Consider the following 22,709-nt stretch of genomic DNA (forward strand, 5'->3'; position numbering starts at 1 on the left):
GCCCATGGCCGCGATGGCCCGCGGCGGCCGCTACCTGGCCGGTTCCTGCAGGCTGGCACGCCAGGCGCGTACGCGCAGCACTCGGTTCTCGCTGGTTTCCAGGGTTTCCAGGCGATAGGGCCCGATCTTCAGGCACACGCAGTTCTCGGGGATCTGTTCGAGGGCTTCGGTGATCAGGCCGTTGAGCGTCTTCGGGCCGTCGCAGGGCAATTGCCAGCCCAGCGCACGGTTCAGTTCACGCAGGTGGATGGAGCCATCCAGGCTGTAGCGGCCGTCGTCTTCGATCTGGATCGCCGGGTTCGGGCCGAGTTCGTCGAGATTGCCGAACTCGCCGATCAACTCGCGGAAGATGTCTTCCAGGCTGACCAGGCCGAGCACCTCGCCGTATTCGTCGACCACGATCGCGATGCGCCGTTTTTCCTTCTGGAAGTTGACCAGTTGGGTGAGCAGCGGCGTGCTTTCCGGCACGAAGTAGGCATCCTTGCTGGCGGCCAGCAGGCTGGCGCCGTCCAGGTCGTCGCGGCCGAGCAACGGGGCGATCTGGCGAACGTGCAGCAGGCCTTCGATGTGGTTGATGTCGCCACGGTACAGCGGAAGGCGGGTATGGGTGGCGTTGCACAGTTGTTCGAGGATGCGTGCCGGTTCCGCGCCGATGTCGATGCCCTGGATCTCGCTGCGCGGCACCATGATCGACTTGATGCGCACCTGCCGGAACGCCTGGAGCAGCGGTGGCGAGGGTTCGTCGTGCGCCTCGGCGGACTGCTCGCTGCGGCGTGGCGCTCGACGCCGCCCGAGGCTCATCGCGAGGGCGGTGAGCAGGGCAAGCAACAGGCCAAGCAGCAGGCCGCTAGCGAAGCTGTTCATATATGCAGGATGAATTCACGCACCAGTTTGCTGCCGAAGTAGGCCAGCATCAGCAGGCAGAAGCCCGCCAGCGTCCAGCGGATCGCCTTGTGGCCGCGCCAGCCGCGCTGGTGGCGGCCCCACAGCAGCACGCCGAAGATCACCCAGGCCACGCAGGCCAGCAGGGTCTTGTGCACCAGGTGCTGGGCGAACAGGTCGTCGAGGAACAGCCAGCCGGACAGCAGCGACAGCGACAGCAGCACCCAGCCGCCCCACAGGAAGCCGAACAGCAGGCTTTCCATGGTCTGCAGCGGCGGGAAGTTGCGGATCAGCCCGGACGGATGCTTGTGCTTGAGCTGATGGTCCTGCAGCAGCAACAGCAGCGACTGGAACATGGCGATGGTCAGCAGGCCGTAGGCGAGGATCGACAGCAGGATGTGGGCGAGGATGCCCGGATGCTCGTTGATACCCTGCGTCGTGCCGGCCGGTGCGAACGTCGCCAGCAGCACGGTCAGGCAGCCCAGCGGGAAGAGCAGCAGGAGCAGGTTCGCCACCGGGATGCGGACGACGGCCAGCAGGGTAAGGGCGATCACCGCCGCGGCGATCAGGCTGGCGGCGTTGAAGAAGTCGAGGACCAGTCCGCTCGGGGTGATCAGTTGCGCGAACAGGCTGACGGCATGGGCCAGCAGGGCGAGCGCGCCGAGCGGGAGCAGGATGCGCATGTCCGGCGTCTTGCGCGTGGTCAGGCGCTGGGACTGATAGGCGGTGGCGGCCGCATACAGTGCGGCGGCGATGAGGCTGGGCAACAGAGGCTGCATAAATCCTTGTAAGACGGGGCCCGAAAGGGGCTGAGTGTGGCATACAAAGGGGTTTTCACGAAAGACCGGGGAGGGCGGCCAGCCCTTCGATGGAAAAGCGCCGGAGGCTGGAAGGCCGGACGAATGGCGCGGCGTTGTCGTTCGACTGCCTGCTTTTCGTCAAGCCTCCAGCCTTCCAGCGCTTTTATCGTCTTTATCGTCTGTCTATCGATCCGGAGCGGCAGTGTCCGTGTCGGGGCCTCTCCGCTATAATCCGCCGCCTGCTACAAGCCCACGTTCCCGGCTCGCCCGGAGCTCGAAAGGATCGCGCATGTTTGAAAATCTCACCGACCGCCTCTCGCATACGCTGCGTACCGTCACCGGCAAGGCCAAGCTGACCGAGGACAACATCAAGGACACCCTGCGCGAAGTGCGCATGGCCTTGCTCGAGGCCGACGTCGCCCTGCCGGTGGTCAAGGACTTCGTCAACAAGGTGAAGGAGCGCGCGGTCGGTGCCGAGGTGTCGAAGAGCCTGACCCCGGGCCAGGCATTCGTGAAGATCGTCCGTGCCGAGCTCGAAGAGCTGATGGGCGCCGCCAACGAGGACCTGGCGCTGAACGCCGCGCCGCCGGCCGTGGTGCTGATGGCCGGTCTGCAGGGCGCGGGCAAGACCACCACCGTCGGCAAGCTGGCGCGCTTCCTCAAGGAGCGCAAGAAGAAGAGCGTGCTGGTGGTGTCGGCCGACGTCTACCGCCCTGCGGCGATCAAGCAGTTGGAAACCCTGGCCGGCGACATCGGCGTGACCTTCTTCCCTTCGGACATCAGCCAGCAGCCGGTGGCCATCGCCGAGGCGGCGATCAGGGAGGCCAAGCTCAAGTTCATCGACGTGGTGATCCTCGACACCGCTGGCCGCCTGCACGTCGACGCCGAGATGATGGCCGAGATCCAGGCGCTGCATGCCGCGGTCAAGCCGGTGGAGACCCTGTTCGTGGTCGACGCCATGACCGGCCAGGACGCCGCCAATACCGCCAAGGCCTTCGGCGACGCGCTGCCGCTGACCGGCGTGGTGCTCACCAAGGTGGACGGCGACGCCCGTGGCGGCGCGGCGCTCTCGGTGCGCCACATCACCGGCAAGCCGATCAAGTTCATCGGCATGGGCGAGAAGAGCGAAGCGCTCGAACCCTTCTATCCGGACCGCATCGCCTCGCGCATCCTCGGCATGGGCGACGTGCTCAGCCTGATCGAGAAGGCCGAGCAGACCCTCGACCGCGAGAAGGCCGAGAAGCTGACCAAGAAGCTCAAGAAGGGCAAGGGCTTCGACCTCGAGGATTTCCGCGACCAGTTGCAGCAGATGAAGAACATGGGCGGCCTCGGCGGCCTGATGGACAAGCTGCCGCAGCTCGGCGGCGTCAACCTGGCGCAGATGGGCGGCGCCCAGGGCGTTGCCGAGAAGCAGTTCAAGCAGATGGAAGCCATCATCAACTCCATGACCCCGGCCGAGCGCCGCGATCCGGAGATCATCAGCGGCTCGCGCAAGCGGCGCATCGCCCTTGGTTCCGGCACCCAGGTGCAGGATGTCGGCCGGCTGATCAAGCAGCACAAGCAGATGCAGAAGATGATGAAGAAATTCACCGCCAAGGGCGGCATGGCCAAGATGATGCGCGGCCTGGGCGGCATGTTCCCCGGCGGTATGCCCAAGGTTTGAGACGCCGCTGGACAGGTGGCTGAAAAATGGGTTTGCAAAAGGCCGGATACCCCTTAGAATATGCGGCCTTTCGGGCCCCGTGTCCGGCTTGATTGACCAGATTTGCTAGTACCGACTACAGGAACGATGTTCACATGGTAACTATCCGTCTTGCTCGCGGCGGCTCCAAAAAGCGCCCGTTCTACCACCTGACCGTGACCAACAGCCGCAACGCGCGCGATGGTCGCTTCGTCGAGCGCATCGGCTTCTTCAACCCGGTTGCCGCTGGTAGTGAAGTGCGTCTGTCCGTCGACCAGGAGCGCGCCAACTACTGGCTGAGCCAGGGCGCCCAGCCGTCCGAGCGCGTTGCCCAGTTGCTCAAGGAAGCTGCCAAGGCCGCAGCCTGAGCAGTATGAGCGCGACGCCTGCCCCGGCCGATGATCTGATCGTCATCGGCAAGATCGTTTCGGTGCACGGCGTGCGTGGCGAGGTGAAGGTCTATTCCTTTACCGACCCGATCGACAACCTGCTGGACTATCGCCACTGGACGCTAAGGCGCGAGGGCGAGACCCGTCAGGTTGAGCAAGTCAGGGGACGGTTGCAGGGTAAGGTCCTGGTGGCCAAGCTCGACGGCCTCGACGACCGTGAGGAAGCGCGAGCTTTCGCCGGTTTCGAGATCTGCGTCCCGCGCGGCGAGCTGCCGCAACTGGCCGAAGGCGAGTACTACTGGTACCAGCTGGAAGGTCTCAAGGTCATCGATCAGGCCGGGCAGTTGCTCGGACGCATCGATCACCTCCTGGAGACCGGCTCGAACGATGTCATGGTGGTCAAGCCCTGCACGGGCAGCCTGGACGATCGCGAGCGCTTGCTGCCCTACACGGAGCAGTGCGTTCTGAGTATCGACCTGGCAGCCGGTGAGATGAGGGTGGACTGGGATGCGGATTTCTGAAACCCGGGTTAGTACGCAACATGCCTAGCCTGCGCGTCGAAGTCATCACCCTGTTCCCCGAGATGTTTGCCGCCATCAGCGAATATGGAATCACCAGCCGTGCGGTGAAGCAGGGATTGTTGCAGTTGACCTGCTGGAACCCGCGGAGCTACACCACGGATCGTCATCACACGGTCGACGACCGGCCGTTCGGCGGCGGTCCCGGCATGGTGATGAAGATCAAGCCGCTCGAAGACGCACTGCTTGATGCCAGGCAGGCGGTCGAGGGGCCGGCGAAGGTGATCTACCTGTCGCCGCAGGGCCGCAAGCTGACCCAGTCGGCGGTCCGTGAACTGGCGAAGGAGGAGGCGCTGATCCTCATCGCTGGACGTTATGAAGGCATCGACGAGCGCTTTATCGAGGCGCATGTCGATGAGGAATGGTCGATTGGCGACTACGTGCTGTCCGGCGGTGAATTGCCGGCCATGGTGCTGATCGACGCGGTGACGCGTTTGCTGCCCGGTGCATTGGGCCATGCGAATTCTGCCGAGGAGGACTCGTTTACCGACGGCCTGCTCGACTGTCCGCACTACACCCGACCTGAGGTGTATGCGGGGCAACGTGTTCCTGAGGTGCTGCTTGGCGGCAACCATGAACACATCCGGCGTTGGCGTTTGCAGCAGTCCTTGGGAAGGACCTACGAACGGCGCGCCGATCTTCTGGATTGCCGCTCGCTTTCTGGAGAAGAACAAGAGCTGTTGGCGGAATACCTCCGTCAGCGGGACGATAGTTAACGTATCGATGGCAGGCCAGAGGCCGGCCTTAGGAGCACAGAGATGACCAACAAGATCATTCAGCAACTCGAAGCTGAACAGATGAGCAAAGAGATCCCGGCTTTCGCCCCTGGCGACACCGTGATCGTGCAAGTGAAAGTGAAGGAAGGCGACCGTTCGCGTCTGCAGGCCTTCGAAGGCGTGGTCATCGGCAAGCGCAACCGCGGCCTGAACAGCGCCTTCACCGTGCGCAAGATCTCCAGCGGCGTGGGCGTCGAGCGTACCTTCCAGACCTACTCTCCGCTGGTCGACAGCATCAGCGTCAAGCGCCGCGGCGACGTGCGCAAGGCCAAGCTGTACTACCTGCGCGACCTGTCCGGCAAAGCCGCCCGCATCAAGGAAAAACTGGTCTGATCGACCTTTTCCCGCGGGAATCGAAAAAAGCAGCCTTCGGGCTGCTTTTTTCATGCCTGCGGAATGTGGTTCGGAGGCGGCCCGGCCCGTTCCACATCCCGCAAAGCTGAAGGTTTCTGCGCCTCCTGCATGCCATTCATGGATGGGGAGTCGTCCTTCAGGGCCTCAGGCTGATCCTCAGGCTGGCCCGCGACAGGTCGATGTCGTGCAGGCTCAGGCTGCCGAGGCGTTGTTGCGGCGCGCTGTCGGCGACGCGGATGTTGTCGAAGCGCAGTTCGCCGATGGAACTGGGCAGGCGCACGTTCAGCGAGCCGTCGGCGTTGAGCTGCGGCGCGGCCTTGCTGGTGTCGTAGCGCACATCCCGTAGCGAGGTTTCCGCCTCCAGGCTGTCCAGCACCGGCATCACCAGCTTGGTCAACTGTTTCACGGTGGCCAGGCCGTCGCCGCTTTCGGCCTGGAGAAACAGGCTTTGCAACGCGTCGTCCAGGCCCTGGGCGCTGACGTTGCGCATCTCCCGGTCGCTGAGTGGATCGAGGTTGCCCGGGCTTGCCTGGCGGGTCGGCGAGCCGTTGCTGGGTTGCAGGCGCTGGATATCGGCGCTGGCCAGTTGGAACGGGCTGAGCAGGGCGGCCACCAGGGTGGCGGCCAGACGCAGGTTGCTCTGCTTCTTCAGCGCCTGCTTGAGTTGGCGTTCGCTCAGAATGCCCTGTTCGACAAGGATCTCCCCGAGGCGCTTGCCGCCCTGTGTCTGCAGGCGGATGGCCGCGTCCAGTTGGGTGTGATCGATCAGCCCTTTGTTGAGCAGGATCTGGCCAAGGCGGGAATTCTGATGATTGGGCATGGGGCGTCCGAACGCTGAAATTGATGGCTACATGGCATCATGATGGGTCGCGCAATCCTGGATGTCACCCGACCAAAGATAGGGTGACGGCATGCTTGTCACGCTTCGGCCGTCTTTGCCGATAAGTGGTCGCACGCCACTTCCGGCTCGACCAGCGCCACCAGCACCCAGCCGGGTTGCGGTTCGAGGGCGAACCCGGGAGTGACCACATGCACCCAGCCTTCGGCGGTGCGGGCGAACAGCAGGTTGGCCCGCTCGCCGTGCAGCGCCTGGTAGTCCGCCCAGCCGAAGCCCTTGGTCAACGTGGTGGTGTACAGCTCGGCGCCCTGGCTCAGGCGGTTGGCCAACTGAGTGTAGGTCAGTGGCTGGCTGCCGAACGACTGGCCGCGATGCTCCAGGCTGGTGCGGTGCTTGTCGCCGAGACGGCTTTCCAGGCTGCTGGCCAGGCTGTACAGGCGGTGCCGGCCGAACTCGTGGCGGAAGCGCATGCACGCCAGGGCGTTCAGTTCGCCAGCCGGGGAGAGGGCCAGCAAGCAGCCGAGGCCGACCAGGTCGAGATGGGCATCGGCATGTTGCGAGGCCGGGTTGCCGAAGTAGGTGGGCAGGTTGTCCATGCGCGCGGCGCTGATGTTCTCCCAGCTCGAGTCGGTGAGCAGCACACGGCATCCGAGCTGTTGCAAGGCTACGGCCACTGCGCGCGCCGCCCGGTTCGCGCCGACGATCAGGAAGCCGCTCGGCGCTGGTTCGGCGACCTTGAGGAGGCGCGCAAGCGGTCGCGCGGTGGCGCTCTGCAGGATCACCGTGCCGATGATCACCGCGAAAGTCAGCGGCACCAGCAGGTGGGCGTTGGCGTGTCCGGACTCGTGCAGGCGCACGGCGAAGATTGCCGACACCGCGGCGGCGACGATGCCGCGCGGGGCGATCCAGGACAACAGCAGGCGTTCGCGCCAGCCGAGCCCCGAGCCGAAGGTGGAGAGCGCGACGCAAAGTGGCCGGGCGACGAACTGGATCACCGCCAGCAGGAGCAGCACCGCCGGGCCGAGGGCCAGCAAGGCCTGCAGGTCGAGGCGCGCGGCGAGCAGGATGAACAGGGCGGAGATCAGCAGCACGCTGAGGTTTTCCTTGAAATGCAGGATCGGCTCGACGTCCACGCCTTTCAGGTTGGCCAGGCACATGCCCATCACCGTCACCGCCAGCAGGCCGGACTCGTGCACCGTGAGGTTGGCGGCGATGAACACGCCGAGCACCACCGCCAGCGCCGCCAGGTTGTGCAGGTACTCGGGCAGCCAGTGGCGGCGCAGCAACTGGCCGAACAGCCAGCCGCCGGCCAGGCCGAAGGCGATGCCGCAGAGGATCACCCCGGCGAAGATCCGCAGGCTGAGCAGCAGGCCGGTGGCCTGGTCGCTGGCGACGATGTAGCTGTACACCACCACGGCGAGCAGGGCGCCGATCGGGTCGATGACGATGCCTTCCCAGCGCAGGATGTTGGCGATCGACGCCTTCGGCCTGACGACCCGCAGCATCGGCGCGATCACCGTAGGGCCGGTGACCAGGGTCAGGGTGCCGAACAGCACCGCCATCGGCCAGGGGAAGTCCAGCAGGTAATGGGTGGCCACGGCGATCACCGCGCCGGTGGCCAGCGCGCCGAGGGTGACCAGGCGCCGCACCACGCTGCCGATCTCGTGCCACTCGCCGAAGCGCAGGGTCAGGCTGCCTTCGAACAGGATCAGCGCCACGGCCAGCGACACCAGCGGGAACAGCAGGGGACCGAACAGCGCCTGGGGGTCGAGCCAGCCGAGGATCGGCCCGGCGAGGATGCCGCTCAGCAGGAGGAACAGGATCGCCGGAAGGCGCAGGCGCCAGGCCAGCCACTGGCAGGCGAGGGCGGCGGCGCCGATGCCGCCGATGGCGAGGAATATCTGCTGTTCGTTCATGGAATTCCTTTTTCGAGAGCCTGTCCGTACATGGCCAGTCCATGAAAGACTAGTCGCGCCCTGTCAGTAGATGATGTAGTGCCCGTATGCCCGCCCTGGACCACCCTCTGATCGACCGCTTCCTCGACGCCCTGTGGCTGGAAAAGGGGCTGTCCGAGCACACCCGCTCCGCCTATCGCAGCGACCTGGCGCACTTCAACGGCTGGTTGCAGGCGCGCGGCCTGGAACTGCCCGCCGCCGGCCGTGAGGTGATCCTCGACCACCTCGCCTGGCGCCTCAACGAAGGCTACGTGGCGCGCTCCACCGCGCGCTTCCTGTCCGGGTTGCGCGGCTTCTACCGCTACCTGCTCGGCGAGGGACTGATCGCCGAGGACCCGACCTTGCAGGTGGAGCTGCCACGTATCGGCCGGCCGCTGCCGAAGTCGCTCAGCGAGGCGGATGTCGAGGCACTGCTCGCCGCGCCCGATGTGGACGACCCGATCGGTTTGCGTGACCGCGCGATGCTCGAAGTGCTGTATGCCTGCGGCCTGCGGGTCAGCGAACTGGTCGGGTTGACCCTCGAGCAGGTCAACCTGCGCCAGGGCGTGCTGATGGTGTTCGGCAAGGGGCGCAAGGAGCGCCTGGTGCCCCTCGGCGAGGAGGCGATCGCCTGGATCGAGCGCTACGAAGTCGAGGCCCGCCCGCTGCTGCTCGGCGGCAAGCCCAGCGACGTGCTGTTCCCCAGCCTGCGCGGCGAGCAAATGACCCGGCAGACCTTCTGGCACCGCATCAAGCACCAGGCGCGGGTCGCCGGGATCGCCAAGCCGCTGTCGCCGCACACCCTGCGCCATGCCTTCGCCACCCACCTGCTCAACCATGGCGCCGACCTGCGCACGGTGCAGATGCTGCTCGGCCACCAGGACCTGTCGACCACGCAGATCTATACCCATATCGCCAAGGCGCGGCTGCAAGACCTGCATGCCAGGCACCATCCGCGGGGGTGAGGGCTGGGTAGGAGCGCTGGAGGCTGGAAGGCTGGACGAAAAAGCGGTTCGCTTTTGCAGGGTAGGGTGGGCTTTAGCCCACCACGTAGCCCGGTGCTTTTGTAGGAGCCGGCTTGCTGGCGATGCTCTGGGCGTTGTGGAGGATCGCGAGCAGAGCTCGCTCCTGCGTTGTTTATTGGATTCCCGCGTTCGCGGGAATCCAATAAAAGCAACAGCCACGTAGCCCGGATGCAATCCGAGAGGGCTTCCCCGGATTGCATCCGGGCTACTCGTCCGCTGTTGTAGGAGCCAGCTTGCTGGCGATGCTCTGGCGTTGCCGGGGATCGCACGCATGGCGCGCTCCTACAGGTCGGCATCGAAGCCGTGTTCGTAGGATCGGCGGGGACGCCCAGTTCCATGGCCGCGAAAAAGCTTGACGTAGAAGCGGCGTGGCCAGCCTCCAGCCGACCTGCCGCCATCGGCCTTCCCGGCCTTCTGTGGTAGGCTTCGTCCATCCGCAACACCGCCCGCCGCTCGACAGGAGTATCCATGCGCGTGACCCGAATCCTCGCTGCCGCCGCCCTCGGCTTCGTTGGCAGCGCTGCCCTGGCCGCCGATCCCGACCAGGCTATCCGCAGCACCCTGAAGGCCCTGCAACCCGACCTGCCGGTCGAGGCCATCGCGGAAAGCCCGATGAGCGGCGTCTACCAGGTGCAGCTCAAGGGCGGGCGCCAGTTGTATGCCAGCGGCGACGGCCAGTACCTGATGCAGGGCTACCTCTACCAGGTCAAGGACGGTCAGGCGATCAACCTCACCGAGCGGGCGGAAAGCCTCGGCATCGCCAAGGAAATCAACGCGATCCCGGCCAGCGAGATGGTGGTGTTCGCGCCCAAGGAGCCGAAGGCCCATATCACCGTGTTCACCGACACCGACTGCGGCTACTGCCAGAAGCTGCACAGCGAGGTGCCGGAACTCAATCGCCGTGGCATCGAGGTGCGCTACGTGGCCTTCCCGCGCCAGGGCGTCGGCAGCCATGGCTACAACACCCTGGTCAGCGTCTGGTGCTCCAAGGACCGCCAGGCCGCGATGAACCGCGCCAAGGCGCGCGAGGACCTGCCGGAGGCCAAGTGCGACAACCCGGTGGTCAAGCAGTATGAGCTGGGCCAGATGATCGGCGTGCAGGGCACTCCGGCCATCGTCCTCGGCAATGGCCAGATGATCCCCGGCTACCAGCCGGCCCCGCAGCTCGCCAAGCTGGCCCTCGAGGCCAAGTAATCCGGGGGCTGCGTCCGATTGACTATTAGCGGGCCGCTTCGTAAGGTGCGGCTCCTTCAATACTCACGGCCGGGCATCGCTCGGCCGTTTTACGCAGTGCAGATGGGGAGTCGAGTGTGAAACCGGTCAAAGTTGGCATCTGTGGGTTGGGTACCGTCGGTGGCGGCACCTTCAACGTGCTCAAGCGCAACGCCGAGGAAATCGCGCGTCGTGCCGGGCGTGGCATCGAAGTGGCGCAGATCGCCCTGCGTTCGCACAACCCGCAGTGCGACATTACCGGCACCCCGATTACCAACAACGTGTTCGACGTGGCCGGCAACCCGGAAATCGACGTGGTCATCGAGCTGATCGGCGGCTACACCGTGGCCCACGAGCTGGTGCTCAAGGCCATCGAGAATGGCAAGCACGTGGTCACCGCCAACAAGGCGCTGATCGCCGTACACGGCAACGAGATCTTCGCCAAGGCCCGCGAGAAGGGCGTGATCGTTGCCTTCGAAGCCGCCGTGGCCGGCGGCATCCCGGTGATCAAGGCGATCCGCGAGGGCCTGGCCGGCAACCGCATCAACTGGCTGGCCGGGATCATCAACGGCACCGGCAACTTCATCCTCAGCGAAATGCGCGAGAAGGGCCGCACCTTCGACGACGTGCTCAAGGAAGCCCAGGCGCTCGGCTATGCCGAAGCCGACCCGACCTTCGACGTGGAAGGCATCGACGCCGCCCACAAGCTGACCATCCTCGCGTCCATCGCCTTCGGCATCCCGTTGCAGTTCGACAAGGCCTACACCGAGGGCATCACCAAGCTGACCACCGCCGACGTCAACTACGCCGAGGCGCTGGGCTACCGCATCAAGCACCTCGGCGTGGCCCGGTCGACCGAGGCCGGCATCGAGCTGCGCGTGCACCCGACCCTGATACCCGCCGATCGCCTGATCGCCAACGTCAACGGCGTGATGAACGCGGTGATGGTCAACGGCGACGCCGCCGGGTCCACCCTGTTCTACGGCGCCGGCGCCGGCATGGAGCCGACCGCTTCCTCGGTGGTCGCCGACCTGGTGGACGTGGTCCGCGCGCTGACCACCGACCCGGAAAACCGCGTGCCGCACCTGGCCTTCCAGCCGGATTCGCTGTCCGACCACCCGATCCTGCCGATCGAAGCCTGCGAGAGCGCGTATTACCTGCGCATCCAGGCCAAGGACCATCCCGGCGTGCTGGCCCAGGTGGCGAGCATCCTGTCCGAGCGCGGCATCAACATAGAGTCGATCATGCAGAAGGAAGTCGAGGAGCATGACGGCCTGATCCCGATGATCCTGGTCACCCACCGCGTGCGCGAAGCGCAGATCGACGAAGCCATCGACGCCCTGGAGGCGTTGGAAGGGGTGGTTGGCAACGTTGTGCGGATTCGTGTCGAACAGCTCGCTTGAGGCTGTAGGCTGAAAGCCGGACGAAAAGATTCCTGCGTCCAGCCTCCAGTCTCCAGCGCTTTTATCGGCTTTTATGAAGGTTTTGAAAAATGCGCTATATCAGCACCCGCGGCCAGGCTCCGGCCCTGAATTTCGAAGACGTCCTGCTCGCCGGCCTGGCCAGTGACGGCGGCCTCTATGTGCCGGAAAACCTGCCGCGCTTCACCGTCGAGGAAATCGCCTCCTGGGCCGGCCTGCCGTACCACGAGCTGGCGTTCCGGGTGATGCGCCCGTTCGTCACCGGCAGCATCCCGGATGCCGACTTCAAGAAGATCCTCGAGGAAACCTACGGCGTGTTCGACCACAACGCCGTCGCCCCGCTGCGCCAGCTCAACGGCAACGAGTGGGTGCTCGAGCTGTTCCACGGCCCGACCCTGGCGTTCAAGGATTTCGCCCTGCAACTGCTCGGCCGCCTGCTCGACTACGTGCTGGCCAAGCGCGGCGAGCGCGTGGTGATCATGGGCGCCACCTCCGGCGACACCGGCTCGGCGGCCATCGAAGGCTGCAAGGCCTGCGAGAACGTCGACATATTCATCATGCACCCGCACAACCGCGTGTCCGAGGTGCAGCGCCGGCAGATGACCACCATCCTCGGCGACAACATCCACAACATCGCCATCGAGGGCAACTTCGACGACTGCCAGGAGATGGTCAAGGCCAGCTTCGCCGACCAGGGCTTCCTCAAGGGCACCCGGCTGGTGGCGGTCAACTCGATCAACTGGGCGCGGATCATGGCCCAGATCGTCTACTACTTCCATGCGGCCATCCAGCTTGGCGCGCCGGCCCGCTCGGTGGCCTTCTCGGTGCCGACCGGCAACTTCGGCGACATCTTCGCCGGCTACCTGGCGCGCAACATGGGCCTGCCGGTCAGCCAACTGATCGTCGCCACCAACCGCAACGACATCCTGCACCGCTTCATGAGCGGCAACCAGTATGTGAAGGATACCCTGCACCCGACCCTGTCGCCGTCCATGGACATCATGGTGTCGTCCAACTTCGAGCGCCTGCTGTTCGACCTGCACGGCCGTAACGGCGCCGCCATCGCCAGCCTGATGGATACCTTCAGGCAGGGCGGTGGTTTCAGCGTCGAGGAAGACCGCTGGACCGAAGCGCGCAAGCTGTTCGATTCGCTGGCGGTGAACGACGAGGAAACCTGCGCGACCATCGCCGAGGTCTACGAGGAGTGCGGCGAACTGCTCGACCCGCACACCGCCATCGGCGTGCGCGCCGCCCGCGAGTGCCGGCGCAGCCTGGCCATCCCGATGGTCACCCTGGGCACCGCGCACCCGGTCAAGTTCCCCGAGGCGGTGGAGAAGGCCGGCATCGGTCAGGCTCCGCACCTGCCGGCGCACCTGGCTGACCTGTTCCAGCGCGAGGAGCGCTGCACGGTGCTGGCCAACGACCTGAAGACCGTGCAGCAGTTCGTCAGCGCGCATGGCAATCGGGGCAAGCCGCTGTAAGGCGAAAGGCGTGATGTGAGAAGGCCGGCTGGATAGCCGGCCTTTTTCATGGGGTTGTGGTCAGGTGTGGGGTATTTGGGCTTCTGAGTTGCTCGATCCACCGGTCCCTCACCTCAGCCCTCTCCCGGAGGGAGAGGGCTGAGGTGAGGGGCGATATCTCCGGGCAGCCCGGACCTCTCCGTCGCCTCCCGGCAATCGGTGCGTACGGCGCACCCTACGATGCATCCTTGGCCCCGGCCTGTTCGATCAGCAGTTTGCGGGTGGTCTTGAGCAGCCGGTCGGACAGCTCCGGGTCGCTGACGCTGCGCGAAAGCATCAGGGCGCCGACCATCGCCGAGAGCATCACCACGCTCTGTTCGGCGGCATCCTCGCCGCCCAGGGTGGCTTCGATCATCGCCAGGCGGCCTTTCACCACTTCGTCGGTGGTCGGGCTGGGCTGGCCGCGCTGGCCAAGTTCGGCGGAGATGGTCGGCAACGGGCAGCCCTCACCGGGATTGGCGCGGTGTGCGGAGGACAGGTAGCGGGCTATGAAGCTCTGTAGCGGCGCATCGTTGTCCAGCGCCTGTACCAGCTCGTCCTGCAATTGCCGGGCGGAGTGGGCGAGGGCGGTTTCCACCAGGTCGTCCTTGGACTTGAAGTGCGCGTAGAAGCCGCCGTGGGTCAGGCCCAGGCCCTTCATCAGCGATTGCAGGCCGGTGGCGCCGACGCCGTCGCTGCGGAAGCGCCGCGCGGCTTCTTCGATGATGCGCTGGTGGGTCTTGGCCTTGTGGTCTTCGGGATAGCGCATTGCTTCGCTGCTCCTCGGTCATGGGATTCTGGCTGTCATCTTACACGCAGGCGGGGCCTGGGATCGCGTCCATGCGTTCACTGGCCCCCCGCGTTCGCGGGGGAGACGGTCGAGCCCTGGCGTTTCTCTTCATCCCTCGTCACTCCCGCGAATGCGGGAGTCCAGAAGGGCCGCTCTCCCGCGGTCACACGGCCTCGAGCAGGGTCGCCACGCCCTGGCCGCCGGCGATGCACTGGGTGGCGATGGCGTAGCGCCTACCGGTGCGCCGCAGCAGCGAGGCCGCCTTGCCGGTGATCCGCGCGCCGGTGGCACCGAGTGGATGGCCCAGGGCGGTGGCGCCGCCGTCGAGGTTGACCCGCGCCATGTCCAGGCCCAGTTCGCGCACGCAGGCGATGGTCTGGCTGGCGAACGCTTCGTTGATCTCCACTAGATCGATGTCCGCGATCTCCAGGCCGGCGCGTTCGAGCACCTTGCGGGTTGCATGCACCGGGCCCATGCCCATGATCTCCGGCGGGCAGCCTGCCACGGCGACCGCCTTGATGCGCGCCAGGACGTCCAGGCCGTGGCGGCGGGCGAAATCTTCGCTGCATACCAGCACGGCGGCGCTGCCGTCGGTCAGCGGCGAGGCGGTACCGGCGGTGACCGTGCCACCGAACGCCGGCTTGAGCTGGGCGAGCGCCTCGGGGTTGGTGCCGGGGCGGATGCAGCCGTCTTCGCCGATCAGGCCGGTGGGCAGGGCGATGGGCACGATTTCCTCGGCGAAGGTCCCGCGCTCGCGCGCGCTGGCGGCCTTGGCATGGGACGCCACAGCCAGCGCTTCCTGCTCCTCTCTGCCGATCCCGTAGCGCCGGGCGACCTCTTCGGCGGTGTGCCCCATGGCCATGTAGACCTCGGGGAAGTCGCGCAGCAGTGTCGGGTTGGGCGAGACGTTGAAGCCGCCCATCGGCACCCGGGTCATGGATTCCACCCCGGCGCAAATGAAGGCTTCTCCCGCGCCGATGGCGATCTGCCCGGCGGCGAAATGCACGGCGGTCATCGACGAGCCGCAGAAGCGGTTGACCGTGGCGCCGCCGAGTGTGTCCGGGAAGCCGGCGCGGAAGCTGGCGATGCGCGCGATGTTCATGCCTTGTTCGGCTTCCGGGTAGGCGCAGCCCATGATCACGTCTTCGATCAGGCTGGGGTCGAGGTCGAGTTTTTCCAACAGCCCGCGCAGCACCTGCGCGGCCAGGTCGTCGGGGCGGAGGTCGACCAGCGCGCCCTTCCTGGCGAAGTGGAAGGGCGAGCGGACGAAGCCGGCGATCACGATGGAGGTCATGGCGGGACTCCTGGTTGGGGCGGCGGCTCAGCCGCGCAGGTCGAGGATCAGGCAGGTGGTGGAGCCGACGGCATAGAGGCGGTCGTCGACGTCGTACAGGCGGCCTTCGGCCAGCGCGGTGGAGCGGCCGACGTGCACCACCCGGCCTTCGGCGCGCACCGGGCCGCTGTCGTGGCGCAGTGCGCGGATGTAGCTGATGCGCAGGTCGGTGGTGGTGTAGCCCTGGCCCGGCTTGAGCTGGGTGTGGATGGCGCAGCCCATGCAGGAGTCCAGCAGGCTGGCCGCGTAGCCACCGTGCACGCTGCCCAGCGGGTTGTAGTGGCGGGCATCCGGCGTGCCCTGGAAGACGAAGCGGCCCGAGGCCCATTCCAGCGGGACGAAATCCACCAGCAGTCCGAATGGCGGGCAGGGCAGCTCGCCGTTGCCGATGCGGTCGAAGAAGTCCATCGGTGCCATTTCAGCGACAGCGGCCAGGCTGCTGGTGCCGGGGGCGGCCAGCCTGGAGCGGATGGCCTGTTCGGCGGCCAGCCAGGCTGCCAGTTTTTCTTCGCGAGTCAGGTCGGGCATGGGAGCCTCCGGTTTTTCTTTTTGATTACAGTCGTAATTCAATGTTTATATTATTGTCGAAATATAAATCGAGACAACCCCTTTCCCAGGAGCCGACCCATGCCGAGCCCACTCCAGCCTTCGCGTACCCTGCTGTGCCTGCTCATGTTGCTCACCGCCCTGGGTGAGATTTCCACTCAACTGCTGATCCCCGGGCTCGGCGCGCTGGAGCAGGGCCTCGTCGCACCGCCGGGCGCGAGCCTGCTGGCGTTGTCGGTGTTCGTCGCGGCGTTCGGCCTTGGCCAGTTGATCCTCGGGCCGCTGTCCGATCGGGTTGGTCGCCGGCCGGTGCTGATCGGCGGGGTGCTGGCCTATCTGCTGGCGACCCTGTGGATGCTGTCGGCCAGCGGCATCGGCGAGTTCGTCGTCGCCCGTGTGGGGCAGGGCCTGGGTGCCTGCGCGGCGCTGGTGCTGGCGCGTGCCATCGTGCGCGACGTCTGGAAGGAGAAGGCGGGCGTGGCGCTGTCGATGACGGTGATCGGCATGATCAGCGCCATCGCCCTCTCGCCGATGATCGGTGGCTGGCTGGTATTCCTGGGCGGCTGGCGCGCGCCTTTGCTGGCGACCGCCACGCTGGGCGCTATCGCCCTGGTCGCCGTGCTGTGGCGCTACCACGAGAGCAATCCGCATCTCGACCCGCAGGCCGGCCGCCTGAAAAGCCTGGCCGGCGACTACCTGGACCTGCTGCGAGGGCGTTCCTACCGGGCCTTCGCCCTGACCCTGGCCGGCACCTACGGCGCCATGTTCGCGATAGTCGCCGGCTCCTCGGCGGTGTACATGCGCCTGCTCGGGCTGGACGCGCTGGAGTACGGGCTGACGTTCGGCGCGGTGATTTCCGGGCTGATCGGCGGGGCCCTGTTCACCCAGCGGATGATCCTGCGCATGGGGCCGCAGCGCATCGTCGCCCTCGGGGTCGGGCTGGTGCTGGCCGGGGCCCTGGCCACCGTCCTGGTGCACGAGCTTTTCGGCCTGTCGGTGCTCGGCCTGTCGCTGCCGCAGGTGCTGGTCACCCTCGGTGGCGGCATGGTGCTGCCGGCCTCGGTGGCCGGTGGCGTGATGCCCAACGCCCATCGCGCCGGGCTGGCGGCGGGATTCATGGGATTCGCGCAGATGGCCGGGGCGACCGCCAGTGGCTTGCTGCTGGGCGCTTTGCAGGACGGCACGGCGCAGCCGATGCTGTACCTCCACGGCCTGTTCGCGATGGCGGCGTTCGCAGCCTTTCATCTGCTCGGTCGGGAAGCGGGGGCCGTGGCGGCGACCAGACCCTAAACTGTTAACAGGGCATCGGCCCTGGGTCGATGCCGGGAGGGGAGCGGAAGGCTTCCCGAGCCTTATCGGCCACGCCGGTTTCAGCGGGACATGAGGTCGGCGTCCAGCCTATGGCAGGAGGTGCCCCATGACCATGGCCACCCGTTTGCAGAGCTGCCTCGCGCAGCACCAATCCCGTTACGACATGCTGCCGCATTCACTGTCCATGACCACCCGCGAAGCAGCGCGGCGCGCCGGCATACCGCCGCAGAAAATGGCCAAGCCGGTGATCCTCGACGACTTCCAGGGCCACTGGCTGATGGCGGTGGTGCCCGCGTCCCGCCAGGTCGATTTGCAGAAGGTCCACAAGCTGACCCGGCGCCACTGGCGGCTGGCCCGGGAAAGCGATATCGGCGAGCGCTTCGACGACTGCGAGCTCGGCGCCATCCCCGCGGTGGGGAGCGCGTTCGGCCTGGAGACACTGCTCGACCAGTCGCTGACCGAACAGCCGGATGTGTACTTCGAGTCCGGCGACCACACCGAGCTGGTGCACATGAGCGGTGATCAGTACCTCGAGCTGATGCCCGAGGCGCAGCGCGGACGCTTCAGCGAATAACCCCAACCTCGAACGGCCGGGCATCCCCCGGCCGGCCTTTTCCCTGCGGCCGTTTGCCGCGTATCCCCTGTCACGGCATCTCCTTCACAGTAGGGGCGCTGGCCCTGTTTCTGCATAGCGCCATGGGCCGGCCGCAGAATCGTCCGCTGGCTGTTCGAGGGCCGCCGTTCAAGGAGAGTTTCACCGTGAAGATCAAGTGGGCCGAGTCCCTGCGCGAAAGCGTGCACGACCTGGCGGAGTCGCTGGGCAACCTGTTCGTCGAAAGCTTCCACTACCTGGCGCTGTTCGCCATCGGCGGCATCACCGCCTGGGCATCGATAGCGGCTTTCCTGGGGATGGTGGAGAAGGGGCACATCACCGTAGACGACATCCTCCTGCTGTTCATCTACCTCGAACTGGGTGCGATGGTCGGTATCTACTTCAAGACCAACCACATGCCGGTACGCTTCCTGATCTACGTGGCGATCACCGCGCTGACCCGTCTGCTGATCTCCGACGTGTCGCACCACAATGGCCCGGGCATGGGCGTGGTCTACGTGTCGGCGGCGATCCTGCTGCTGGCGCTGTCGATCCTGGTGGTGCGCTACGCCTCCTCGCAGTTCCCCTCGGTGAGCGCCGACGCGCCGCGCCGTCGCCGCCTGCAATCCTCTCAGCCGGCAGAGGCGGGCGACCCCGGCGAGACCTGACGGTCGCGGGGTGCCGGGACGAGCTGGCGGTCGCCCAGCGCGGCCAGTCCCTGCCCCCGGTCGATGGCGATCCCGAACCGCACGCTCTGGATCAGCTTGCGCAGCCGTTGCGGATCACTTCGCTGGACGGCGCTGATGCGCCGCTTGGCCACCACCGATCCCTGATCGTCGGAGAGCGTCAGTATCACGCTGCCGTCCAGACTCTCGATGCTGAAGTTCACCCGGTACTCGGGGTGGAAGGCGTCGGTCAGCAACTGGAACGGGTTTTCCATGGCGAGTCACCTGATGTCGAGAAGTGCATGCAGGGATGGACTCGCCGAGTCCGCACAAAGTTCGCCCGTTGGGGGGAATCGGCTCGCGGCCAGGCGTGGTTTGTAGATGGCCCGTGACGACTGTTTCGTCGGTAGCCGGCGGAACATCGTCGGGATCTCGGCCTACAACTTCTGATCCGCGCCATCACCCGCGCGCCTGTCGTGGCGCGCGGGCTTTCCTTCGAGAGCGACAATTGCCGCTTTCTGTTGTAAATATTTCTCAATATTATGTGCAACTTCGCTGCATTTCCGTCTGTTCGCATGACCGGCCCATCACTAGAGAAACGACCGTGACCAGCAAGAACAAAGCCTCCACGCCGTGGAGCATCACTTCGCGCGTGCTGGCGGCGCTGGTCGGTGGCTACGCGTTGGCTTATGGCTTCACCGCGTTCTTCACCGTCTACCTGCCGCTGGCCCGTCCCGACCGCGTGGTGTTTTCCAGCCTTGCCTGCTTCGCCGTGTGGACTGCGGCGGCGATCTACGTGTTCGCCGCGCGCAGCGCCACCCGTGCCTGGCTGGTGCTGGGCGGCCTGACCCTGGCCATGGGCCTCGCGGCCTTCCTGCCGAGCGAGCTGGGAGGTCGCCCATGAGCCTCAGGCAAAGCATGGCGGGCCTGCACACCTGGGGTGGGTTGCTGCCCAGTTGGCTGCTCTACGTGATCATCTTCGCCGGTACCCTGGCCTGCTTCGACAAGGAGCTGGAACGCTGGATGCGCCCGGCGCTGCACGTTCCCACCGACAGCAGCATGACCGCCGACGACGTGCGCGACTGGCTGCGGCAGAATGTCAGCGACGAGCTGCACGCCTTCTGGACCCATGCGCCGACCGAGCGCGAGCCCTACTGGCGGCTCGGCTGGGAGGTGGACAAGACCGAGGAGATCCACAACGCCGCCTTCGACCCGGCGACCAAGGCGCCGATGCCGGAAACCGTCGGCGGCCGCTTCTTCTTCACCCTGCACTACAACCTGCACGGCGGCATGATCGGCATGTACATCGTCGGTCTCGCCGGCATGTTCATGCTGGCGGCGCTGGTGTCCGGGGTGATCATCCACCGGCGCATCTTCAAGGACTTCTTCACCCTGCGCCCGAACGCCAACGGCCAGCGCGCCTGGCTGGACGCGCACAACCTGTTCGGCGTGGTCGGCTTCCCGTTCCACCTGGTGCTGGCCTATACCGGCGTGGCGATCTTCGTCGCCTCCTATATGCCGGCTGGCGCGCAGGTGGCCTACAAGGGCAATGTCGAGCAGTTCTTCGGCGAGGTGATGGGCGCCTACAACCGCGAGGGCATCCATCAGCCGGCGGCCGAACAGGTTTCGCTGGACGCGCTGATCGAGCGCTCGCGCCAGCATTGGGGCGGCGCCGAGACGGGCTGGATCAGCGTGCACCATCCGGGCGACGTCGCCGCGGTGGTCGACGTGCGCCAGCGCAACGAATCGCGGATCGGCCCGCCGCAGGCCACCCTCAGCTACGACGAGGCGACCGGCGAACTGCTCGCCGAGCAGAAGGCTTCCACCGGCTACCGTGCCTATGCCTGGCTTACCGGGCTGCACATGGCACAGTTCGGCGGCACCCTGGTGCGCTTCCTCTACTTCCTGATGGGCCTGGCCGGCTGCGCGATGCTGGTCGGTGGCCTGCAGGTCTGGCTGGCCAAGCGCGAGGAGCGGGGCGGACGCGGCATCGGCCTGGTGCGCGCGCTCAACGGCGCGGTGATCGGCGGCCTGCCGCTGGCCAGCCTGGCGCTGCTGTGGGGCAATCGCCTGCTGCCGGCCGGCATGGCCGAGCGCGCCGTGGCGGAAGGCTGGGTATTCGTCGGTAGCTGGATATTGCTGGCACTGTGGGCGGTGCTGCGCCGCAACCAGCCGCGCAACCTGCGCCGCGATCAACTGGCGCTCGGTGCGCTGTTGGCCCTGGGCCTGCCGCTGCTCAACTGGCTGACCACTGCCGACGGCCACCTCGGCGCCAGCCTGGTGCGCGGCGACTGGGCGTTGGCTGGCGTCGACCTGGCCCTGCTGCTGACCGGCGTGCTGTGCGCGCTGTTCGCCTGGCGCGCGGCGCAACCGCAAGCGCAGGTGGCCAAGGCGCCGCGAGCGCGCCGGCAACTGGCCGAGGAGGGTGTGTGATGCTGTGGCTGAGTTTCGCCTTCACCTACCTGGCCATGCTGACCCTCAGTCTGGCCATGTCGCGGCACCACAAGACGCTGTTCGGCGCGGCGCCTTCGGCTGGCCGCAGCTTGCTGCTGCGCTCGGGCGCCATCGCCGCGTTGGTCGTCGGCCTGGTGCTGAGCATCGCCGAACTGGGCGGCGAGATCGGCTCGGTGACCTGGCTTTGCCAGCTCATGCTCGCCGGCTTGCTGCTGGTTGCGTTGATGGCCTGGCGGCAGCGCTGGGTCTTGCCGCTGGCCGCCCTGCTACCCGCTGGCGCGTTGCTGCAACTGTTGTTCTGAGCACCTTCCGGGGTGGCGATCCGCCACCCCGTTCGCTGCCCGCAAACGGGGCAGAATCCCCACCGCTGCGCCGTCCTTGCCCGTGGAAAACATCGACCCCGGGGCACGAGTGCGCGGTACAGAGCGCTTGTGACCGCCGGTCGCCGGTATCGACGAGTTGGCCTCCTGCTTGCTGGTGATCTGGTGTGTCACGCAACGCTCCAGGTACGCCGCCATGGTCAATCCATTCAAGTTCGTCAGCGATTCATTCAAGGACCAGTTCCAGGTCCGCTTCACCATCGGCAGCCCGGATGGCAGCACGACCCTGTCGCTGCTCGACGAGCAGGGCACGGTGGCGCAACGCCTGCTCAGCGTCGAACAACTGAGCGACCCGGCCAAACTGGAACAGACCATCCAGAGCATCCGCTTCGGCCTCGCCATCGACCGTGGCCAGGGGCTGTCCTGCCTGGACGAGATGAGCAGGCCGGCGGCCAACGAGGAGGCATTGGCCGAGCGTTGGGATGGGCCGGTGAGGTAGCCTGCGGAGGGAGGAGGGGCGCCTGAGCTTCGTAGGGTGGAAAACCGCGAAGCGTTTTCCACGGGAAAGGCCGGTGGATGTGAAAGGCGACATCCACCCTACGTATCTGTTTGCCCCGGATTTCATCCGGGCTACGCTATGGCACGGATTATCGACACTCACTGAACCAGTCCCCTCTCCCTCCGGAGCGGGGCGCGCAGCCAGGGCTAGGGTGAGGGGCGGAGCTTCAGTCGATCACGAAACCACGTCCCCACCGCTTCCCGGATTTCATCCGTTCGATACCTCAGCACGAACAAGGCCCCGACAATGTCGCATACGGCTCAATCCTGCATTTGCCGGAGGTGCTCCAACGGCACCCAGCCTGCCTCCGTATCGGAGACCCTGCTGCACCACACCCAGCCGTTCAGCGTCCTCAAGCCGATCAGCGTTTCGCCTTCATCCACGTCCAGTTCCTTGGCCGTGTAGTCCTCCAGGGCTCTTCCTGTATTGCCATCCACTCGTTCGATGACTTGCTTCGGAACCCAGCCTCCCTGCTGCCCTGGCGTGGTGCAGAAGTACCAGTCGTCCCAGCCCTCGGGGCCTTCATATCTGTCGCCGACGACGACAGGGTCGCCCTTGGACAGGGTGATCGGTTCGGGGTATTCGCTTCTGTGCGGCCGAATGACGAGGTACTTCGAGTGCTTGTGTTCCATGACCGAATGTCCATTTTCCATAACGGTATAAAGAGGTTTCCTTGCCTCGGGATTATGCCGGTTAATCCGGTTCGCTCCGAGGTTACGACCAAGGCATTGCGGCACCTTGATGTGGAAC

At 66.0% G+C, this 22,709-nt stretch carries 25 protein-coding genes; 16 read left to right on the forward strand and 9 right to left on the reverse strand.

Annotated elements, in window-relative coordinates; all coding sequences use genetic code 11:
• Positions 1-30: 30 nt before the first annotated feature.
• Both PSEWESI4_RS11960 and PSEWESI4_RS11965 read right to left on the reverse strand, forming a co-directional pair.
• The gene (locus PSEWESI4_RS11960; protein WP_187671419.1) at positions 31-864 is read right to left on the reverse strand and encodes a transporter associated domain-containing protein; all 834 of its coding nucleotides are present in this window, start codon (positions 862-864) and stop codon (positions 31-33) included.
• Complete coding sequence (locus PSEWESI4_RS11965) at positions 861-1,661, reverse strand: cytochrome C assembly family protein (protein WP_187671420.1); 801 nt, start codon at positions 1,659-1,661, stop codon at positions 861-863. Before PSEWESI4_RS11965 ends, PSEWESI4_RS11960 begins: the two co-directional genes overlap by 4 nt.
• Positions 1,662-1,971: 310 nt before the next feature.
• On the opposite strand from PSEWESI4_RS11965, the gene ffh reads away from it, so the two are divergent.
• The 5 genes from ffh to rplS all read left to right on the forward strand — a co-directional run bounded on the left by ffh (position 1,972) and on the right by rplS (position 5,439).
• Positions 1,972-3,345 carry a signal recognition particle protein gene (gene ffh, locus PSEWESI4_RS11970; protein WP_187671421.1) on the forward strand — a complete coding sequence of 458 codons (1,374 nt, stop codon included), beginning with the start codon at positions 1,972-1,974 and terminating at the stop codon, positions 3,343-3,345.
• Positions 3,346-3,479: 134 nt separating this feature from the next.
• Positions 3,480-3,731: a 30S ribosomal protein S16 gene (gene rpsP, locus PSEWESI4_RS11975; RefSeq protein ID WP_187671422.1), complete on the forward strand. Its 252-nt coding sequence runs from the start codon at positions 3,480-3,482 to the stop codon at positions 3,729-3,731.
• 5 nt (positions 3,732-3,736) lie between these two features.
• Positions 3,737-4,273 carry a ribosome maturation factor RimM gene (gene rimM, locus PSEWESI4_RS11980; RefSeq protein WP_187671423.1) on the forward strand — a complete coding sequence of 179 codons (537 nt, stop codon included), beginning with the start codon at positions 3,737-3,739 and terminating at the stop codon, positions 4,271-4,273.
• A 20-nt stretch (positions 4,274-4,293) separates the two neighbouring features.
• On the forward strand, positions 4,294-5,046 hold the full coding sequence (gene trmD / locus PSEWESI4_RS11985; RefSeq protein ID WP_187671424.1) for a tRNA (guanosine(37)-N1)-methyltransferase TrmD: 753 nt from the start codon (positions 4,294-4,296) through the stop codon (positions 5,044-5,046).
• Positions 5,047-5,088: 42 nt separating this feature from the next.
• On the forward strand, positions 5,089-5,439 hold the full coding sequence (gene rplS / locus PSEWESI4_RS11990) for a 50S ribosomal protein L19 (protein ID WP_187671425.1): 351 nt from the start codon (positions 5,089-5,091) through the stop codon (positions 5,437-5,439).
• 157 nt (positions 5,440-5,596) lie between these two features.
• Here rplS and PSEWESI4_RS11995 read toward each other — a convergent pair whose 3' ends face one another.
• Both PSEWESI4_RS11995 and PSEWESI4_RS12000 read right to left on the reverse strand, forming a co-directional pair.
• Positions 5,597-6,280, reverse strand: a complete 684-nt coding sequence (locus tag PSEWESI4_RS11995; protein WP_187671426.1) for a hypothetical protein — start codon at positions 6,278-6,280, stop codon at positions 5,597-5,599.
• Positions 6,281-6,378: 98 nt separating this feature from the next.
• Positions 6,379-8,214 carry a cation:proton antiporter gene (locus tag PSEWESI4_RS12000; RefSeq protein ID WP_187671427.1) on the reverse strand — a complete coding sequence of 612 codons (1,836 nt, stop codon included), beginning with the start codon at positions 8,212-8,214 and terminating at the stop codon, positions 6,379-6,381.
• An 86-nt stretch (positions 8,215-8,300) separates the two neighbouring features.
• Between PSEWESI4_RS12000 and xerD the strand changes: the two genes are divergently transcribed.
• The 4 genes from xerD (at position 8,301) to thrC (ending at position 13,371) form a co-directional block, all read left to right on the forward strand.
• Positions 8,301-9,197 carry a site-specific tyrosine recombinase XerD gene (gene xerD, locus PSEWESI4_RS12005; RefSeq protein ID WP_187671428.1) on the forward strand — a complete coding sequence of 299 codons (897 nt, stop codon included), beginning with the start codon at positions 8,301-8,303 and terminating at the stop codon, positions 9,195-9,197.
• A gap of 528 nt (positions 9,198-9,725) precedes the next feature.
• Positions 9,726-10,451: a thioredoxin fold domain-containing protein gene (locus tag PSEWESI4_RS12010; protein WP_187671429.1), complete on the forward strand. Its 726-nt coding sequence runs from the start codon at positions 9,726-9,728 to the stop codon at positions 10,449-10,451.
• A 116-nt stretch (positions 10,452-10,567) separates the two neighbouring features.
• Positions 10,568-11,872, forward strand: coding sequence for a homoserine dehydrogenase (locus PSEWESI4_RS12015; RefSeq protein WP_187671430.1), 1,305 nt, complete (start codon positions 10,568-10,570; stop codon positions 11,870-11,872).
• A gap of 89 nt (positions 11,873-11,961) precedes the next feature.
• Positions 11,962-13,371 carry a threonine synthase gene (thrC, locus tag PSEWESI4_RS12020; RefSeq protein ID WP_187671431.1) on the forward strand — a complete coding sequence of 470 codons (1,410 nt, stop codon included), beginning with the start codon at positions 11,962-11,964 and terminating at the stop codon, positions 13,369-13,371.
• A 214-nt stretch (positions 13,372-13,585) separates the two neighbouring features.
• On the opposite strand, the gene PSEWESI4_RS12025 is transcribed toward thrC, so the two are convergent.
• From PSEWESI4_RS12025 to PSEWESI4_RS12035, 3 genes are all read right to left on the reverse strand, one after another.
• Positions 13,586-14,158 (reverse strand): TetR/AcrR family transcriptional regulator, encoded by a 573-nt coding sequence (locus PSEWESI4_RS12025; RefSeq protein ID WP_187671432.1) that lies wholly within the window; start codon positions 14,156-14,158, stop codon positions 13,586-13,588.
• A gap of 184 nt (positions 14,159-14,342) precedes the next feature.
• Entirely contained in the window at positions 14,343-15,473 is a 1,131-nt protein-coding gene (locus PSEWESI4_RS12030) for a thiolase family protein (RefSeq protein ID WP_187671433.1), read from the reverse strand.
• A 27-nt stretch (positions 15,474-15,500) separates the two neighbouring features.
• Positions 15,501-16,040 carry a PaaI family thioesterase gene (locus PSEWESI4_RS12035; RefSeq protein WP_187671434.1) on the reverse strand — a complete coding sequence of 180 codons (540 nt, stop codon included), beginning with the start codon at positions 16,038-16,040 and terminating at the stop codon, positions 15,501-15,503.
• A gap of 99 nt (positions 16,041-16,139) precedes the next feature.
• Between PSEWESI4_RS12035 and PSEWESI4_RS12040 the strand changes: the two genes are divergently transcribed.
• The 3 genes from PSEWESI4_RS12040 (at position 16,140) to PSEWESI4_RS12050 (ending at position 18,629) form a co-directional block, all read left to right on the forward strand.
• Positions 16,140-17,348: an MFS transporter gene (locus PSEWESI4_RS12040; RefSeq protein ID WP_187671435.1), complete on the forward strand. Its 1,209-nt coding sequence runs from the start codon at positions 16,140-16,142 to the stop codon at positions 17,346-17,348.
• A 127-nt stretch (positions 17,349-17,475) separates the two neighbouring features.
• On the forward strand, positions 17,476-17,943 hold the full coding sequence (locus PSEWESI4_RS12045; protein ID WP_187671436.1) for an aminoacyl-tRNA deacylase: 468 nt from the start codon (positions 17,476-17,478) through the stop codon (positions 17,941-17,943).
• Between the two features lie 185 nt (positions 17,944-18,128).
• Positions 18,129-18,629, forward strand: coding sequence for a phosphate-starvation-inducible protein PsiE (locus tag PSEWESI4_RS12050; protein WP_187671437.1), 501 nt, complete (start codon positions 18,129-18,131; stop codon positions 18,627-18,629).
• Here the strand turns inward: PSEWESI4_RS12050 and PSEWESI4_RS12055 are convergent.
• Positions 18,593-18,901 (reverse strand): DUF3509 domain-containing protein, encoded by a 309-nt coding sequence (locus tag PSEWESI4_RS12055; protein WP_187671438.1) that lies wholly within the window; start codon positions 18,899-18,901, stop codon positions 18,593-18,595. The genes PSEWESI4_RS12050 and PSEWESI4_RS12055 overlap by 37 nt on opposite strands.
• 329 nt (positions 18,902-19,230) lie before the next feature.
• On the opposite strand from PSEWESI4_RS12055, the gene PSEWESI4_RS12060 reads away from it, so the two are divergent.
• From PSEWESI4_RS12060 to PSEWESI4_RS12075, 4 genes are all read left to right on the forward strand, one after another.
• Entirely contained in the window at positions 19,231-19,530 is a 300-nt protein-coding gene (locus PSEWESI4_RS12060) for a DUF3649 domain-containing protein (RefSeq protein ID WP_187671439.1), read from the forward strand.
• The gene (locus PSEWESI4_RS12065; RefSeq protein WP_187671440.1) at positions 19,527-21,059 is read left to right on the forward strand and encodes a PepSY-associated TM helix domain-containing protein; all 1,533 of its coding nucleotides are present in this window, start codon (positions 19,527-19,529) and stop codon (positions 21,057-21,059) included. The genes PSEWESI4_RS12060 and PSEWESI4_RS12065 overlap by 4 nt, the downstream gene beginning before the upstream one ends.
• The gene (locus PSEWESI4_RS12070) at positions 21,059-21,382 is read left to right on the forward strand and encodes a DUF3325 domain-containing protein (protein WP_187671441.1); all 324 of its coding nucleotides are present in this window, start codon (positions 21,059-21,061) and stop codon (positions 21,380-21,382) included. The genes PSEWESI4_RS12065 and PSEWESI4_RS12070 overlap by 1 nt, the downstream gene beginning before the upstream one ends.
• Positions 21,383-21,596: 214 nt before the next feature.
• A complete protein-coding gene (locus PSEWESI4_RS12075) occupies positions 21,597-21,899 on the forward strand; it encodes a DUF3509 domain-containing protein (RefSeq protein ID WP_187671442.1) in 303 nt (100 codons plus the stop codon).
• Between the two features lie 320 nt (positions 21,900-22,219).
• Here the strand turns inward: PSEWESI4_RS12075 and PSEWESI4_RS12080 are convergent, their stop codons facing one another.
• Positions 22,220-22,591, reverse strand: a complete 372-nt coding sequence (locus tag PSEWESI4_RS12080; protein ID WP_187671443.1) for an SH3 domain-containing protein — start codon at positions 22,589-22,591, stop codon at positions 22,220-22,222.
• Positions 22,592-22,709: the final 118 nt, after the last annotated feature.

The sequence above is a fragment of the Zestomonas carbonaria genome, from assembly GCF_904061905.1.
Lineage (GTDB): Bacteria > Pseudomonadota > Gammaproteobacteria > Pseudomonadales > Pseudomonadaceae > Aquipseudomonas > Aquipseudomonas carbonaria.

What these genes read in the sequence shown, in the direction of transcription:
- PSEWESI4_RS11960 (WP_187671419.1), bottom strand. Translation starts at nt 864, where the DNA reads ATGAACAGCTTCGCTAGCGGCCTGCTGCTTGGCCTGTTGCTTGCCCTG.
- PSEWESI4_RS11965 (WP_187671420.1), bottom strand. Translation starts at nt 1,661, where the DNA reads ATGCAGCCTCTGTTGCCCAGCCTCATCGCCGCCGCACTGTATGCGGCC.
- ffh (WP_187671421.1), top strand. Translation starts at nt 1,972, where the DNA reads ATGTTTGAAAATCTCACCGACCGCCTCTCGCATACGCTGCGTACCGTC.
- rpsP (WP_187671422.1), top strand. Translation starts at nt 3,480, where the DNA reads ATGGTAACTATCCGTCTTGCTCGCGGCGGCTCCAAAAAGCGCCCGTTC.
- rimM (WP_187671423.1), top strand. Translation starts at nt 3,737, where the DNA reads ATGAGCGCGACGCCTGCCCCGGCCGATGATCTGATCGTCATCGGCAAG.
- trmD (WP_187671424.1), top strand. Translation starts at nt 4,294, where the DNA reads ATGCCTAGCCTGCGCGTCGAAGTCATCACCCTGTTCCCCGAGATGTTT.
- rplS (WP_187671425.1), top strand. Translation starts at nt 5,089, where the DNA reads ATGACCAACAAGATCATTCAGCAACTCGAAGCTGAACAGATGAGCAAA.
- PSEWESI4_RS11995 (WP_187671426.1), bottom strand. Translation starts at nt 6,280, where the DNA reads ATGCCCAATCATCAGAATTCCCGCCTTGGCCAGATCCTGCTCAACAAA.
- PSEWESI4_RS12000 (WP_187671427.1), bottom strand. Translation starts at nt 8,214, where the DNA reads ATGAACGAACAGCAGATATTCCTCGCCATCGGCGGCATCGGCGCCGCC.
- xerD (WP_187671428.1), top strand. Translation starts at nt 8,301, where the DNA reads ATGCCCGCCCTGGACCACCCTCTGATCGACCGCTTCCTCGACGCCCTG.
- PSEWESI4_RS12010 (WP_187671429.1), top strand. Translation starts at nt 9,726, where the DNA reads ATGCGCGTGACCCGAATCCTCGCTGCCGCCGCCCTCGGCTTCGTTGGC.
- thrC (WP_187671431.1), top strand. Translation starts at nt 11,962, where the DNA reads ATGCGCTATATCAGCACCCGCGGCCAGGCTCCGGCCCTGAATTTCGAA.
- PSEWESI4_RS12025 (WP_187671432.1), bottom strand. Translation starts at nt 14,158, where the DNA reads ATGCGCTATCCCGAAGACCACAAGGCCAAGACCCACCAGCGCATCATC.
- PSEWESI4_RS12030 (WP_187671433.1), bottom strand. Translation starts at nt 15,473, where the DNA reads ATGACCTCCATCGTGATCGCCGGCTTCGTCCGCTCGCCCTTCCACTTC.
- PSEWESI4_RS12035 (WP_187671434.1), bottom strand. Translation starts at nt 16,040, where the DNA reads ATGCCCGACCTGACTCGCGAAGAAAAACTGGCAGCCTGGCTGGCCGCC.
- PSEWESI4_RS12040 (WP_187671435.1), top strand. Translation starts at nt 16,140, where the DNA reads ATGCCGAGCCCACTCCAGCCTTCGCGTACCCTGCTGTGCCTGCTCATG.
- PSEWESI4_RS12045 (WP_187671436.1), top strand. Translation starts at nt 17,476, where the DNA reads ATGACCATGGCCACCCGTTTGCAGAGCTGCCTCGCGCAGCACCAATCC.
- PSEWESI4_RS12055 (WP_187671438.1), bottom strand. Translation starts at nt 18,901, where the DNA reads ATGGAAAACCCGTTCCAGTTGCTGACCGACGCCTTCCACCCCGAGTAC.
- PSEWESI4_RS12065 (WP_187671440.1), top strand. Translation starts at nt 19,527, where the DNA reads ATGAGCCTCAGGCAAAGCATGGCGGGCCTGCACACCTGGGGTGGGTTG.
- PSEWESI4_RS12070 (WP_187671441.1), top strand. Translation starts at nt 21,059, where the DNA reads ATGCTGTGGCTGAGTTTCGCCTTCACCTACCTGGCCATGCTGACCCTC.
- PSEWESI4_RS12075 (WP_187671442.1), top strand. Translation starts at nt 21,597, where the DNA reads ATGGTCAATCCATTCAAGTTCGTCAGCGATTCATTCAAGGACCAGTTC.
- PSEWESI4_RS12080 (WP_187671443.1), bottom strand. Translation starts at nt 22,591, where the DNA reads ATGGAACACAAGCACTCGAAGTACCTCGTCATTCGGCCGCACAGAAGC.